The sequence below is a fragment of the Companilactobacillus jidongensis genome (assembly GCF_003946575.1).
In the GTDB taxonomy this organism is placed as follows: Bacteria; Bacillota; Bacilli; order Lactobacillales; family Lactobacillaceae; genus Companilactobacillus; species Companilactobacillus jidongensis.
Map to the genome: position 1 here is coordinate 62,900 of NZ_RHOP01000013.1, position 14,204 is coordinate 77,103.

Consider the following 14,204-nt stretch of genomic DNA (forward strand, 5'->3'; position numbering starts at 1 on the left):
TTCTCCCTTATATCTCAAAACTTACATATCTTGTTGCTGCTCCGTAACCAAAAATCTGCAACCGTAATTTATCAGGATCAATGTTAACGAAATAACCCGCTAATTCTGAAATTTCATTATATCTTCGATCCCACTTTTTATTGTAATCCGTAGTTAATCCATGCTTCTTCCCCATCAAAGCCGAACAATTTAATATTATATGATTGATTCCTGAAACTTTATAGTATTTTTCATAATGCATGTGTCCACAAATATAATTGGACACTTTGGAAATTCCCGTTGAAGAAAAATCGTAACGTAAATTTACCCCAAAGTCACCTGTAAGTTCATTTTTAATCTGCCCGCGATTTTTATTATTGAAGCTTACAAATATCTGTTGAATCAAATCTCCATTAAAATTCAATGCACTACGGCCACTAGGGCTTATTATGTTTGCATGTCCAAAGACGACAACATGCTTGTCAACGGTATTTTCTAAAACAGTAACTAAATCTTCTAGTTGCTGTTCCCTGACACCTCTGACTTTTTTGAAATCATATTTTTTTGAACCATTATTTAAAATATAAGGTATATCACTAGTATCCAAAAAAATAAGGCGCACATCACCCTTGTCATACCAGCCGATTTTTGAAACAGCATTCAATCGCAAAATCTTTGATTGTTCAAAGTCACATTTTGTGACCAAGCTATCATAGTCATCACGATGAAATGATGCGGAACTAACAAAACGATGTTCGTCATATTTATCATTTTCATCATGATTACCCTCGGCTATAAAAAATGGTTTTGTACTCTTTTGATAGTTTTCAACAGCAAATCTTAGTAAACCGCGACTAATTTCTGGCTTATCACTTCCGTCAATCAGATCACCTAGGTGAACATTCAAATCAATGTTCAAATCATCACCCGCACTGTTGGCCTCTATTATATGACGTACACCGTTGATTCCATAATAAGACGCACTAGCAACCGCCTTGGCGTGAGTATCAGTCAGAACAGAAAGAGTCACCGTATTGTCGGACACATTCGGTCTAACATTATTATTATAAACACTTGTAATATAGTCCGTCACGAAGCGTCTCGGCTTGAGCCTCCTCAAAAAATTATCAGTTTGCACTGAAATAAATTCTGAAGGTTTTGGATTTAAAACTTTTTTAGCAAAATTTTTAATATTCAATTTTTCTGTTCTCCCAATATCTCAATACTATCATTTTTTTTATGAAAAAATAGTAAAAAAGCCATCTAATGCGGATGGCTTTTTGAATCCGCTCATAGAACTGTTGGGAAACAGTAACTATGAGACTCTATTTTTACACAATGATGTGTAGTAACGCAATATTTTTTATTTTAATAAAATTTGATATGCCTTACGAACGCCATCATCCGCATCCAAAGTAATTATACCTTTTTCTACGAAACCACTGTCAGTAATAACATGCTGCATAACCAAATTGTCAGGATGAGTATCAATTCTTACATCGTGATATCCCAAGTGATAAGACATTGTCATAAGTTGTTGAATCAAAGCTATGTATAACATTTTACTCTGATGACCAGCTTCGACGGCAATTCGATGAATTATTGAGTAAGTGACTTCAGAGTCTTCACTCCATCTGCCATCACTAATTTTTTGATAATCTCGGTCATATCCTTGTTGCAAGGCAGCTGTTCCAACGATGATACCATCTAGCATTAAGACATAATTAATTCCTTCTTCAATATCTCGTCTAAGTATTTCTTCATCTGGATAACCTTGCTGCCATTGATTTACTCCACGATCAAATAACGTTTTTTTTGCACCGCTAATTATTTCAGCAACTCGTTCGAAGTCATCCGAATGAGCTTGCCGTAAATAAATATTACTCATTAAACTACCCCCTCAATCTAGTTGGATAATTTTTTTTCATAAAAAGTCCCACTCAAAACAATCAAAACACAAGCATATACAAATTGTTGTATAACGATTGGAACTAACGCTCTGATAGAAGACTGTTCCTGAAAAATAGTAATCATCTTGGATACTGGTGGAAGAAACCAACTAACATATTTCAATATGTCAATACTACTTCCGGCCAATGCCACATATACAAGTATTATTATACCCATTTGTCCGGCATATGGGTGGTGATTCCATTGAGGTTTACACAAAAAGGCGATTCCCACACCTACAAAGCCTGTTGTAGCTAATGACAATATGGCAACTATGTCAACCATGATGTCAGAACTCAACATAAAGCTGAATAAAAAGACCACGATTGCACTAAATAGGGTAATTAAGAATAGTGTCAGAACCTGAACTGAAAAGTACAACCAGTAGTTACCGATTTTTTGCATGAAATATTCGTTATACTGAACATCATTCTTCAAAAAATTCATGCTAGTCAAAAGTGACATCAAAAAAATTCCAACTATCAAAAATCCAAACTTATTAGCGGTATTAAGATTTAACAATGAATTCATTGTTAATTCAAAAGCTAAGAACGCTAATAATAATGTGGGATACAAGAAATTTTGTAATACTGAATTAATAAAATTATTAAATAAAATTCTAACCTTCAAGGATTCTTGCCCCCTCAAATTGATAATTTAAATCTATCATTTCTTTTATGATAGCGTCTTTAATTCCCAATGGTATCTTCAATTCAACTAAGCTACTGACATTAGCAGCTAAGTAACGACTAATATCTGTCGTCAAAGCCATTGAGTCTGATTTGACTGTAAAAATAAGCATACATTTGATTTCTTTATTCTTATCTCTAACTTGTTCCATGGACTTATTCTTCATAATGTAATTTGAATCAAAATAATTAGTGATACTGCTATCTTGAATTGAACTAGCAATGATAACGCCTGAACCATTGTCAGCTAAATCTTTGATTACCTCCAACATGTTAGAAGTATATTTAACGTTTTGAAATGAAAAGGGTTCGTCTAGCAATAAGACATTTGGATGTCCGGATACTGCCGCTAAAAAATTAACTCGTTGTTTTAGACCATATGACATTTGTCTGACTTGACGATCAAGATATGGGCTCATTCCCATGAATGCGACTAGACCCTTTAACTGCTCTTTAGAAACAGCCAGCTTACCGCTCAATTGCCTGATTTCTTCAAGATAAACACGAACACTTTTATTGATTATTTGTGGATCAAACTGTGGCAAATAGCCAATTCTAACCCCTGGAGTGTAATCAATTTTGCCGCTATCCGCTGTTTTTAGCTTAGCTAACGTTGACAGTAATTGTGTTTTGCCACTGCCACTGTCACCAACAATACTAACAATTGTATTTTGAGTTAAAGAAAAGGTTACATGCTTAAATGCAAAGTAACCTTCGTTTTGTAAAGATAAATCTTTAACAGTTATTAATTCCACTATTGCCATTCCTCGATTGCACGTGCAGCTAATCCGATTGAAAGGATTGCATCTCTTGAAATTGAGTTTCTAACATCAGCGACAATTGTATTGTTGTAAACCGCACCGATAACTACAAATGAATAAGTTACTAAGTTCAAATCTGTCTTAGCCTTGTATTCACCTTCGGCATATGGGTCTTCGTGATTATATGTAAAATTGATCTTGTGATCTGAAAGTGAACCATCAACGTGATTTACTTGTACACGATCATGCAACTCACTCAATAAACGGTCTGGGTTTTGTAGTGTAAGTCTGTGATCAGACTCATTTTGATAATAATCATCCTCAGTCATATCAAAATAATTCTTGATTGGCTTTCTCAAGACCTCCAAAGAATCAATTATTTCATATACTTTTTGAGCATCGAATTTTTCAGACTTTTTTTCGATGTCTTTATCATTTTTATCTAGCCATTCGGCTAATTTACTAATAGTTTCAGAATCCATAATCTTCCTCCGTTAGTTCTATTATACTGAAAAAAATTTTTATTTAAAATCGCAACTATCAAGATGATCATTGAGCACACCAACTGCTTGTAAAAACGAATAAATAATCGTTGGTCCGACAAAACGAAAACCATGTTTTTTCAGATCTTTGCTGATGGTTTGTGACAATTCCGTCTGTGCTGGTAATTCGCTTATGTCACTATAATGATTAATTATTGGTTTATTATCAACAAAATTCCAAATATAATCTGAAAAATTTTCATTTTTGCCGTGCATTTCTTTAATAAGTTGCGCATTGTTGATCGTTGCGTTGACTTTTAATTTATTACGAATTATACCAGGATTCTGTAATAGCTCTGTTTTTTTTGCATCGTCAAATTCGGCCACTTTATCAACATCAAAATTAGCAAATGCCTCTCTGTATCCATCACGCCGCTTAATAATGGTTGCCCACGATAAGCCAGCCTGTGATAGTTCCAGTGTCAGCATTTCAAAAAAATATTTTTCATCATGGCTTACCTTACACCATTCATTATCATGATACGCTTGCATTTCTGCGGAACTATTTGCCCATGGACATCTCATGTTCTACCTCTTCGTATGAAAAAGACCGTGACGTTGGCCACGGTCTTTTATTATTTTTTGTATTTTCTAAAGTAAGTCCTACTTCCTATAACTTACTATTATCAATATCGGTACGAACAATAATAACATCGGTACGAGCATTACGTGTAACAAACTCTGAAACTGAACCTACTAATAGACGTGTGACTGCATTCATACCTGTTGAACCGATCATGATCAAATCGTTCTTGTATTCTTCAACGAATTCATCTGAGATAACTGTCTTTGGTTCACCAAAACGAACGTGAATGTCGATATCGTCTTCTGCAAAACCATCTTTAATAGCTTCATCTTTTAATTCGTTAAGATATTTTTGAGCATCTTCTGAAAGTTGATAAATAACATCCCCATTCAACATTCCACCGTGCAATCCGATAAATTGCTTAGTATCTAGAACTGTCAAGACGTCTAAGTGACCACCATTCATTTGGGCAACTCTCACAGCCTTACGAAAAGCCATTTCAGCTTCCTTTGATCCATCTACGGGTACCAAAATTCTCTTGTAGTCTTGTTCCATAATGTAATCCTCCTAAGCGAGTTGCAAAGTTATATACACTTTGCACTCTTTTCAATGCGTTTATTGAAAACTTCTTAATGTAAGATTAATGTATTAATATATAATATTCAATCTTTTGTATTGCATGTATACAATTATATCAGTGAAAGGACAATAATGTGCGTGCTAATTGATTAGCTACCGCTTCATAATTGTCAAAAATCGTTTGTTCATCAAATCTGTTAACACTATAATCAGACATATGTGTTGAAAATATTCCCGTAAAAAGTTGTTCGTAATCCTCGAAATTATCAATAAAATTATTGCACAATACAAATGTCGGTATCTTACTAGTCCCAGCAATCTTACTCAGATGATACAATAGTTCATCATGCATGGATTCAGCTGAAATATCATCAGTGGCTGTCACCAATACATCCGCTGAACGAATTGTTTGATCCATTCCTGTAACATTGGCTATCCATTCAAATGATGAACGAAAGATTCGTGCATCAATCATTGCAAATGCCCCGGCCAACGTTTTAATTGCATCAGAATTAGGCATTGGATGTATATCTAAATTATACTTCTCATTGACCTTTTCTGTAACATAAACCAAATTATCTTCCAAAAAACTTTCTTGTGCTTCATTCAAATAATCAATATCATTTCTTATTTCGTATGAACTAGAATAATTTAATAGAATTGTAATTCTTATTCGTGACGGTAATAATTCTTTCACACCGTCCAAATCGACCGTATAACCATTTATAAGTGGGTTTTCTCCTTCAGGTATAACTAGACCTTCTTCATCATAAATCTTCGCTCCAAGCGCTTGTAGTGCTCCTAATCCACCATCAGCCACGGCAGTCCTGCCTAAACAGATAACAATATTTTTATGGCCACTTGAAATGGCATCCAAAATAAACTCGCCCAATCCATGACTAGTAGCATGAAATAATTCATCCTTGGTTTTGCCAATCGCAAGCTCCAACCCAACGATTTGTTCAGAATCCATAATAACCGTATCTTGTCCATCGATCTTGGTAACTAAATAACGCCCTAATTTGTTGTGCCAGAAGGCATCAAAGAAAGGTAATTCATACCATTGGCCACCGATCGTATGCTTAACCAAAGCAGGCATTCCATCACGACTATCCGTAACAGGCATCGTAACTATTTCAGCATTCGGTAAAGCACGCGAAATACCGCTATATATAGCCTGACCAATTTTATTAGAACTAATATGATCAGAATATTTTCCAGGAGCGATGATAAATTTCATGAATATTCTTCCTTTTTGTTATAATGAGTTAAGAACATTTATCGAGGATAGAGAGGTATTACAATGGATAACGCTACAAAGCAATCACATCGTATTTTAGATCTTGAAAAGGGTCGTAACTTCCGTGAACTTGGCGGATATAAGACTACCGATGGACACACGATCAAGTATCACAAAGTGTTGCGCTCGGCTGGATTAGGTGACCTCACAGATAAAGACGTCAATTTCTTAAGTAATTATGGATTGAAGACTGACATTGATTTTCGTTCAAAAGATGAGGCTGAAAAGAAACCTGACAAAATTCCTGCAGGGACAAAGTATTTATCATTTCCTGTTTTCAAAGAAGATGAAACTGAAGCCTCAAAGATTCAAGGGACATCAATTCCTGACCTAGATTACGTACCCATCGATGGTTACAACCATATGCTAGATGCATACCTCGATATGATCAACGGTGAACAAGCCAAAACAGCTTATCAAAACTTTTTTGGTGAACTATTGGGCAACAACACTGATAATGAAGTACTATTGTTCCACTGTAGTGCGGGTAAAGATCGCACTGGTATGGGGGCATTCTTCTTAATGTCCGCACTAGGTGTACCAATGACAACTATTAAGGATGATTACTTGTTAACGAATAAAGTAAGTAAATCATATACAGATCACCTATTAAGTGAAGTTCTAGAACATGAACCATCATTGGTAGATACAATCAAGGCACTGATGACCGTTAACATTAATTATCTTAATACAGCTGAAAAGGCCATCAAGGAAACATCAGGTAGTGTAGATAATTATATCAAAGATGAATTGAAAGTTAGCTCTAACGACATCAAGGATCTCAAGAAGATATACCTAGTTTAATATCTTCATCCAAAAAGATTCTTCTTTACATAACATTTGAGTCATACTTTCTTCACATTTACTAGTTATTATATAACCATAAGCTAAAGGAAAGCGAAAAACCCTTTAACTTATAACCCTCCCTAATATAATAATAATCTTCATATAAAATAGATATTAATCTCATAATCACAAGTAAGTAACCCTCCTTCCCCCCTGATATAGGGTTACTACAAAACAAAAAGGATTCCGAAGTTTTTAAACTTCGAAATCCTTTTTTAGTATGGCTGTTTAGATTGTATACTTTACATCATGATTCTTAGTAAAGCTGTTCTCTGAATACACTGCGAAAATCACAGCAGTGATTGCAACTGCGGGTATGGAATATCGGCTTTGCAAAACGAATAGTAGCATTAAGAATACCACTACCACTGCCATGATTGATGTTTTTGCTAATTGACGTACGATTTGCATTGTCATAATAATCCACCCCTTGTTTGATGTTAATTACGAGCTCTAGGGTTTCCGTTTATACTGCCCTTTTGCTCTTCTCCAATAGCTAAACTACCATGTTTAAAGGGCATTTACAAGCACTTGAAATGCCTAGTTTTCAGTATTTATGCAAGCGATTACGTGCTTTCTAATAAAGGGATTAAGTATCTTAGATTCGATTAAAGAAAGCATGTAAGTGCGCGTAGCATTTTCAAAATCATTCAAATTATTGTCGCTTGATTATTAGTTTTTATTAAAGCTAAACTTATATAATTATTTTTAAACTTATTTCTAATTCCCGGTGTATTAGTATTTATAAGCTATACAGCTGTATTTATATAGTGAACAATTTAATTTTTTAATTAAAAATAGCATCCAACCATTTTGGTTAGATACTATTTATTTGGAAAGCTTTAGGGTGCCTTCCTTTTTGTGATTTTAATTTATCTTGTGCCTTCTGAAACAAATTGCGAAAATCAGGTTTCTCTACTATCTTTTATAGATCCCATTTCCAATTTTCAACTTCTGGCAAATCTGTACCGTATTCACGGATGTACTTGTTGTGCTTGTCAACTTCTGCTTCCATCTTGTCAGCGAAGTCACTAGCTTTGTCACCTTCAACAGCGACTGCGGCTTCTTCTGCTAAGTGGAAACGATCCATTTCATTTACAACACGCATATCGAATGGTGTTGTGATATCACCATTTTCACGATAGCCATGAACGAATAGATTGTGATTGTCACGGTCAAAGAAGATGTCCTTGATGATATCTTCGAAACCATGGAATGCGAACAATACTGGTTTGTTGATAGTAAAGATCTCGTTGAATTCTTCATCCGTCAAACCACGAGGGTCAATTTCTGGTGATCTCAACTTCAATAGGTCAACAACGTTGACAAATCTGATCTTAAGTTCAGGCATTTCTTTACGTAAGATACTGATAGCAGCAAGTGATTCAAGGTTAGGTTCTGTACCGGCAGCGGCGAAGACAATATCTGGATCACCATTATCGTTAGAAGCCCAATCAATGACCTTGAGACCCTTATCAGCTAATTCTTGACCTTCTTCAATTGAATAGAATTGAGGACGTAATTGTTTTGAAGTAACCAATAGGTTGATCTTCTCTTGGTCATCAAGAATCTTAGGCATGATTGGCAACAATGAGTTTGTGTCAGCTGGGAAATATTCACGAATGAAAGCAGGTTTCTTCTCAGCTAAGTGAGTAATGATACCTGGGTCTTGGTGAGTATAACCGTTGTGATCTTGTTGGAAAGCAGTAGATGTAGCGATGACATTAAGTGATGGATACTTATTTCTCCATGATAATTCATCAGCTTTTCTCAACCACTTGAAGTGTTGTGTCAACATTGAGTCGACAACTCGTAAGAATGCTTCATAACTGGCAAAGATACCATGACGGCCTGTTAGTGCATAACCTTCTAGGAATCCTTCAGCTTGATGTTCTGAAAGTTGTGAATCAATAATACGACCAGCTGGTGCTTCATATTGATCATTTGGCTCTTTAACATCTTCCATCCATTGACGTGATGATGCTTCAAATGGTCCATATAGACGGTTTGACATTGTTTCATCAGGTCCGAATAGTCTGAAGTTGTTAGTGTTATTTTCAATAACATCCTTTAGATACTTACCTAATTCGATCATATCTTGAGCATTCTTCTCGCCTGGTTTGTCAAACTTCAAGGCATAGTTCTTGTAGTCTGGTAACTTAAGAGGTTGTGGATCAACACCACCGTTAACGATAGGGTTCATTGCCATTCTCTTAGTACCTTTTGGAGCCATTTCAGCAATTTCAGACTTCAAACTACCATCTTCGTTGAATAGTTCCTCAGGCTTGTATGACTTCAACCAATCAACTAGAGCATCTGCATGTTCCATGTCATTTTGGTCAACAGGAATTGGAATTTGGTGAGCTCTAAATGAACCTTCAATAGGAACACCATCCCAAGTCTTAGGACCAGTCCAGCCTTTTGGTGCACGGAAGATAATAACTGGCCAATGTGGCATCTTAGCATCTTCAGCTGAGTGTTTTCTAGCTTCAGTTTGAATGTTTTCAATTTTTTCGATAGCTTTGTCCATGACTTTAGCCATTTCAGGATGCATTTTTGCAGGATCGTCACCTTCAACAAACATTGGATCCCATCCAAGTCCCTTGAAGTATTCTGTTAATTCTTCGTCAGTCTTACGTGAAAGGATAGTTGGGTTAGAAATCTTAAATCCATTAAGATTCAAGATAGGTAATACAGCACCATCATTTACAGGGTTAATGAAGACATTTGAGAACCATGATGTAGCAAGTGGACCTGTTTCAGATTCACCATCACCAACAACAACTGCGGCAATTTGATCTGGGTTATCTAAGATAGCACCAACACCGTGTGAGATTGAATAGCCAAGTTCTCCACCTTCGTGCATTGAACCAGGTGTTTCAGGAGCGGCATGTGATGCTACACCACCTGGGAATGAGAATTGTTTGAATAACTTTTGCATACCCTTTTCATCTTGTGTGATTTCTGGATAAGTTTCAGTATAGCTTCCGTCAAGGTATGAATTAGAAACCATAACTTGCCCACCATGTCCTGGTCCTTCGATGTAGAACATGTTAACACCGTACTTGTTAATAGCACGATTTAAATGAGCGTAAATAAAGTTTTGACCTGCAATAGTACCCCAATGTCCGATTGGGTGAACCTTTACATCGTCAGCTTTAAGATCACGCTTCAATAATGGATTATCTTTTAAGTAAAGTTGGCCTACAGAAACATAATTAGCTGCATGCCAATATTTATCAACTAAGTTTAAGTATTCTTTTGATGAGTAATCTGTCATTTCAGTACACTCCTTATTTGTTTACAAGCATATAATAACCAGTTTCGACGTAGAAGTCAACCATTTATTATATTGGGTCGGTCCAATTTCAAGAAAATACTTACTACCTATCTAAATCAACAAATGAATCGTATTTAAAATATTTGTAATGTAACTTCATGGTAGAGAATTCGAATGGTGTTCCATCGTTCAAGAAGAAAATACCTTCCATGATTCCAACTGGCTCTGTTTTGGTTAAATTCAGCAGTTTTTGTCCCTCTTCATCAGAAGGCTGGGCAGATATCGTTAAATAAGTCTTATTAACTTCTTTACCAAGTTCAGATTCGACATAATTAAAGACTGACTCTGATGCGACTTTTTCTGATAATTCAGGTGCTAGTTTAATCGGGATATACCCTGTTTCAATCATAAACGGTACATCATCAAGTAATCGCAGGCGTTTGAACGCATACACAAATTCACCTTTGTTCAAAAATAAATTATCTCGTAATTCTTCATCAGGACGAATCACGTCAAAGCTCAAAACCTTAATACCAGGCTTTTGTCCATTTGCCTTAAAACTATCAGTAATACCTAGATTCTTGCCACTATAATTGAAATAAGAATCTTGCTTCAAATACAATGGATTAACAAATGTACCGGCTCCACGTTTTTTAAAAATAATTCCCTGCTCAGACATATTACCTAATGCCCGTTTGATTGAACTACGACTAACATGATAGTTCTCAGCTAGTGAACGTTCATCCGGCAAACGCATATCCGGAAATGAACCTTTATCTATTTCTTTTTTTAGTGATTCGATTATTTTTTGATATATTAAATCTGCCATGGTTCTCCTTTGGGACGTACCAATTTTTAATATGGTTCTTATCTTTAGGCTTTATTATATCTCACTTTAAAGAAAATACCCATTCCAAAATATTTTTGGACACTAAAAAAAGCAACCAATCGGTTGCCCTAGTTTACTTTGTTTCCTCAGTTTTTTCATCAAGTGAAGCAAAGCTTTGTTTCATAGGAAGCTCAAATTCCTTAGGAGTTGGTTGATTCTCAATCAAATCATCTGTCATAGTGACTTCAAAAACAGTCTGATTAGAATAAGGAATGTAATACATTTTCTTATTAGTCATATCAAGAATTGCTTGATATTGTGTATAACTTGGTCCACGGTCGCCAATGTTGACACCCTTAGGAACAACTACGCTATCCAAAATATGAAGAATAGTTGTTACTGCTTCGTCAGCGTTCTTGGCCTCTTCAATATGTGTTCTATTAAAAGCAGTTCTAACAAAGCGATCTACGGCAGTATAACCACCTGGTAATCTGAACGTACCATTTTGTCCCAAGCGAGTAACTTCTTCATCACCAAATTGTGCTGAATTAAAATTATGAGTTGTAGCTCCGAGGTAATTAGACAAGTTAGTTCTGTGCCAATCAAAGTCAGGTGTGTTTGTCAGAACACCAATCTTGTCTTCTTCAAGAATAAGTCCATCACCTTCTGGTTCGATGATATAAGTAGCTCCAGATAAGTCACTGAAGATCCAGTGTAATGGTTGGTTAGTACCCATTACACCTTTATCCGATTCGATAATATGGACTTCTTTTAAGTTTTCACGTAATTCATCAATTGTCTTGTTATTTCCTAATGCCCATAGGATAAACTCTTCTGAAACCAAATTAATGGCTCCATCGGTAGGTTCTGCATCATATACATATTGATGTGGGAAATATAGTTCAGCGGCGGATAATCCATATTCATTGAATCCATCGGCTACCATATAATTCTTACCGTATTTTGCTCCGGTACCCATAATCGCATAGTTTGTTTGATAAGTCTTGTCATCAAATGATGAAACCCAATCATAGTCTCTAGGTAAGAAGGTAGGTTGACCATTTAACTCAAAGGCAAAGTCCATCGTTCTTGATAAAAACTTTGATCCATCGAGTGCTTCATAACTAATACTTGTACACATATTTAACTGCTTCCCTTCGGATTTTATTACTTTGTTTATTATTGCCCATTATTGTGCAAATTCTTAACAAAATCAACAATTTTATTTTATGGAATTTAACTTTTTAGTGGCAAAAGACTCACACCAGTCAAACTTGACCTAATAATTACAAGTTGACTACTAATGTTGATGACACTTGTTTATTCGTATATTTAATGACCGAATATGATAAGCTTAATGCGGATTCACTATTAAACCTCGGAGGTAATCATATGACCGTTGATATTAAGCGTGCTCAAGATGTTTATAAGGACGCTGGAGAAAGTGTTATCTTTGCAACTCTCATGCTTAGGCGTGAGAACCAATCTGAAGTGAAAGACGCAATCGCGGAATTCTCAGACATGTCTAATTCAATCATTAATAGTATGCGAGTTCGTGCACCAGAGGCACAAGCACATATTGCTTGGGGATTCGGTTCTGATGCCTGGGACTATCTATTCCCTAACGCACCAAAACCTAAGCAATTGGCTCCTTTTGAAGAAATCAAAGGGCCAAAATACACAGCCGTTTCTACGCCTGGTGATATCTTCATTCATGTTCGTGCCAGCAAAATGGCTGTCTGTTATGAGTTAATGGATCAATTCATGGGAATCCTTCGTCCAGTTACGACGGTTGAAGATGAAACTCACGGCTTCCGTTACTTTGAAGGACGTGCAATTATAGGATTTATCGATGGCACTGAAAATCCAGCAGGAATTGAATCAATGGACTACACTTTGATCGATGAAAATGAAGATCCTGAATTCGTCAACGGATCATATGCCTTCGCTCAAAAATATACACATAATATGGAAGCTTGGGATGCCCTAAAGACTGAAGAACAAGAGAAGTCGATTGGTCGTCATAAATTCAACGATCGTGAACTAGCCGATGAAACAAAACTACCAAATGCTCACAATATAGCTTCCAAAGATGAAGAAGGCGGCGTTGAACACAAAATTGTGCGAATGAACGTCCCTTATTCTGAACCTGCTAAAGATCTCAAAGGTACCTATTTCATTGGTTATTCGAAAGACTTTTCAATTACAAACCGTATGCTGAATAACATGTTTACCAAGAGTGATCGCCTGCTCGACTTTAGTACACCGATAACTGGTAATTTATTCTTTATTCCTTCCAAAGATACATTAGATAAAATCGCTGAAAATGAATATTAAAAATTAAGTGAACATGACAAAACACATTTAAGTTCTGAGTATAACGTAAAAATCCCCGCATCTACGTAGACGCGGGGATTTTCTTGTGTATTGCGCGTTTACACTACAAATTTGAGCAACTTTATAGTTATATCACAACGCTTTTTTATACCATTCAACAACTTCATCAATCTTACCTTGTGGCAAGTATTTAACTTTTAAAACTCGTGTCTCAATACCTGAGCGGCAATTCAATAATACATGGGCAAACTTTTTGTTACTAAGCCACATACTTTGTCGACGTTCTAATAATTGAATACTACGCTTCGGAACGAAGTACGAATTTTTGGATGTTATTTGATTATTTTGCAAAAACAAATATTGATCACTCATTAATGATATACGTGCCCTTCTGGCATTGAGATAAGCTGGTGGCAACCAGAACAAAGCTGAAACGATAACTATTCCGATGATCCACCAAATAGACAATCTAAACATTATCAGACCTAATATTAGGTCTGTAATCAAGCGCCGAGTTTACAATTGAAGTGCAACACCCAATGAACTAGACCAACTATAGACAAAAAGGCCATGAAGACCTATTCTT

At 35.9% G+C, this 14,204-nt stretch carries 15 protein-coding genes; 2 read left to right on the forward strand and 13 right to left on the reverse strand.

The window, feature by feature from the left end; genetic code table 11:
• Positions 1-7 precede the first annotated feature (7 nt).
• The 8 genes from EKM68_RS09165 to EKM68_RS09200 all read right to left on the reverse strand — a co-directional run bounded on the left by EKM68_RS09165 (position 8) and on the right by EKM68_RS09200 (position 6,266).
• Entirely contained in the window at positions 8-1,177 is a 1,170-nt protein-coding gene (locus EKM68_RS09165) for a metallophosphoesterase family protein (RefSeq protein WP_125589998.1), read from the reverse strand.
• Between the two features lie 165 nt (positions 1,178-1,342).
• Positions 1,343-1,867 (reverse strand): GNAT family N-acetyltransferase, encoded by a 525-nt coding sequence (locus tag EKM68_RS09170; RefSeq protein WP_125590000.1) that lies wholly within the window; start codon positions 1,865-1,867, stop codon positions 1,343-1,345.
• A 17-nt stretch (positions 1,868-1,884) separates the two neighbouring features.
• The gene (locus EKM68_RS09175; protein ID WP_125590002.1) at positions 1,885-2,559 is read right to left on the reverse strand and encodes a hypothetical protein; all 675 of its coding nucleotides are present in this window, start codon (positions 2,557-2,559) and stop codon (positions 1,885-1,887) included.
• Entirely contained in the window at positions 2,549-3,373 is an 825-nt protein-coding gene (locus EKM68_RS09180; RefSeq protein ID WP_164509408.1) for an ATP-binding cassette domain-containing protein, read from the reverse strand. The genes EKM68_RS09175 and EKM68_RS09180 overlap by 11 nt, the downstream gene beginning before the upstream one ends.
• Positions 3,373-3,861: a hypothetical protein gene (locus EKM68_RS09185; RefSeq protein ID WP_125590005.1), complete on the reverse strand. Its 489-nt coding sequence runs from the start codon at positions 3,859-3,861 to the stop codon at positions 3,373-3,375. The genes EKM68_RS09180 and EKM68_RS09185 overlap by 1 nt, the downstream gene beginning before the upstream one ends.
• A gap of 39 nt (positions 3,862-3,900) precedes the next feature.
• Positions 3,901-4,446 (reverse strand): DNA-3-methyladenine glycosylase I, encoded by a 546-nt coding sequence (locus EKM68_RS09190; RefSeq protein ID WP_125590007.1) that lies wholly within the window; start codon positions 4,444-4,446, stop codon positions 3,901-3,903.
• Between the two features lie 85 nt (positions 4,447-4,531).
• Positions 4,532-5,002, reverse strand: a complete 471-nt coding sequence (locus tag EKM68_RS09195; protein ID WP_125590009.1) for a universal stress protein — start codon at positions 5,000-5,002, stop codon at positions 4,532-4,534.
• A gap of 139 nt (positions 5,003-5,141) precedes the next feature.
• Positions 5,142-6,266 (reverse strand): glycerate kinase, encoded by a 1,125-nt coding sequence (locus EKM68_RS09200; protein WP_125590011.1) that lies wholly within the window; start codon positions 6,264-6,266, stop codon positions 5,142-5,144.
• A 63-nt stretch (positions 6,267-6,329) separates the two neighbouring features.
• Here EKM68_RS09200 and EKM68_RS09205 point away from each other — a divergent pair, with 63 nt between their 5' ends.
• Positions 6,330-7,130 (forward strand): tyrosine-protein phosphatase, encoded by an 801-nt coding sequence (locus EKM68_RS09205; protein ID WP_125590013.1) that lies wholly within the window; start codon positions 6,330-6,332, stop codon positions 7,128-7,130.
• A gap of 270 nt (positions 7,131-7,400) precedes the next feature.
• On the opposite strand, the gene EKM68_RS09210 is transcribed toward EKM68_RS09205, so the two are convergent.
• The 4 genes from EKM68_RS09210 to EKM68_RS09225 all read right to left on the reverse strand — a co-directional run bounded on the left by EKM68_RS09210 (position 7,401) and on the right by EKM68_RS09225 (position 12,422).
• Entirely contained in the window at positions 7,401-7,589 is a 189-nt protein-coding gene (locus tag EKM68_RS09210) for a hypothetical protein (RefSeq protein WP_025024970.1), read from the reverse strand.
• A gap of 508 nt (positions 7,590-8,097) precedes the next feature.
• Positions 8,098-10,452 carry a phosphoketolase family protein gene (locus EKM68_RS09215; RefSeq protein ID WP_125590015.1) on the reverse strand — a complete coding sequence of 785 codons (2,355 nt, stop codon included), beginning with the start codon at positions 10,450-10,452 and terminating at the stop codon, positions 8,098-8,100.
• Positions 10,453-10,555: 103 nt separating this feature from the next.
• Complete coding sequence (locus EKM68_RS09220; RefSeq protein WP_125590017.1) at positions 10,556-11,281, reverse strand: GntR family transcriptional regulator; 726 nt, start codon at positions 11,279-11,281, stop codon at positions 10,556-10,558.
• A 133-nt stretch (positions 11,282-11,414) separates the two neighbouring features.
• Complete coding sequence (locus EKM68_RS09225; RefSeq protein WP_125590020.1) at positions 11,415-12,422, reverse strand: choloylglycine hydrolase family protein; 1,008 nt, start codon at positions 12,420-12,422, stop codon at positions 11,415-11,417.
• 251 nt (positions 12,423-12,673) lie between these two features.
• Here EKM68_RS09225 and EKM68_RS09230 point away from each other — a divergent pair, with 251 nt between their 5' ends.
• Positions 12,674-13,618 (forward strand): Dyp-type peroxidase, encoded by a 945-nt coding sequence (locus EKM68_RS09230; protein WP_125590028.1) that lies wholly within the window; start codon positions 12,674-12,676, stop codon positions 13,616-13,618.
• A 132-nt stretch (positions 13,619-13,750) separates the two neighbouring features.
• Here EKM68_RS09230 and EKM68_RS09235 read toward each other — a convergent pair whose 3' ends face one another.
• Positions 13,751-14,095 carry a YdbT family protein gene (locus EKM68_RS09235; RefSeq protein WP_164509409.1) on the reverse strand — a complete coding sequence of 115 codons (345 nt, stop codon included), beginning with the start codon at positions 14,093-14,095 and terminating at the stop codon, positions 13,751-13,753.
• Positions 14,096-14,204: the final 109 nt, after the last annotated feature.

Bases quoted from the DNA above. Each gene is read 5' to 3' on its own strand.
- EKM68_RS09235 (WP_164509409.1), bottom strand. From the start codon at position 14,095: ATGTTTAGATTGTCTATTTGGTGGATCATCGGAATAGTTATCGTTTCA.
- EKM68_RS09215 (WP_125590015.1), bottom strand. From the start codon at position 10,452: ATGACAGATTACTCATCAAAAGAATACTTAAACTTAGTTGATAAATAT.
- EKM68_RS09195 (WP_125590009.1), bottom strand. From the start codon at position 5,002: ATGGAACAAGACTACAAGAGAATTTTGGTACCCGTAGATGGATCAAAG.
- EKM68_RS09205 (WP_125590013.1), top strand. From the start codon at position 6,330: ATGGATAACGCTACAAAGCAATCACATCGTATTTTAGATCTTGAAAAG.
- EKM68_RS09190 (WP_125590007.1), bottom strand. From the start codon at position 4,446: ATGAGATGTCCATGGGCAAATAGTTCCGCAGAAATGCAAGCGTATCAT.
- EKM68_RS09210 (WP_025024970.1), bottom strand. From the start codon at position 7,589: ATGACAATGCAAATCGTACGTCAATTAGCAAAAACATCAATCATGGCA.
- EKM68_RS09230 (WP_125590028.1), top strand. From the start codon at position 12,674: ATGACCGTTGATATTAAGCGTGCTCAAGATGTTTATAAGGACGCTGGA.
- EKM68_RS09225 (WP_125590020.1), bottom strand. From the start codon at position 12,422: ATGTGTACAAGTATTAGTTATGAAGCACTCGATGGATCAAAGTTTTTA.
- EKM68_RS09200 (WP_125590011.1), bottom strand. From the start codon at position 6,266: ATGAAATTTATCATCGCTCCTGGAAAATATTCTGATCATATTAGTTCT.
- EKM68_RS09220 (WP_125590017.1), bottom strand. From the start codon at position 11,281: ATGGCAGATTTAATATATCAAAAAATAATCGAATCACTAAAAAAAGAA.
- EKM68_RS09170 (WP_125590000.1), bottom strand. From the start codon at position 1,867: ATGAGTAATATTTATTTACGGCAAGCTCATTCGGATGACTTCGAACGA.
- EKM68_RS09185 (WP_125590005.1), bottom strand. From the start codon at position 3,861: ATGGATTCTGAAACTATTAGTAAATTAGCCGAATGGCTAGATAAAAAT.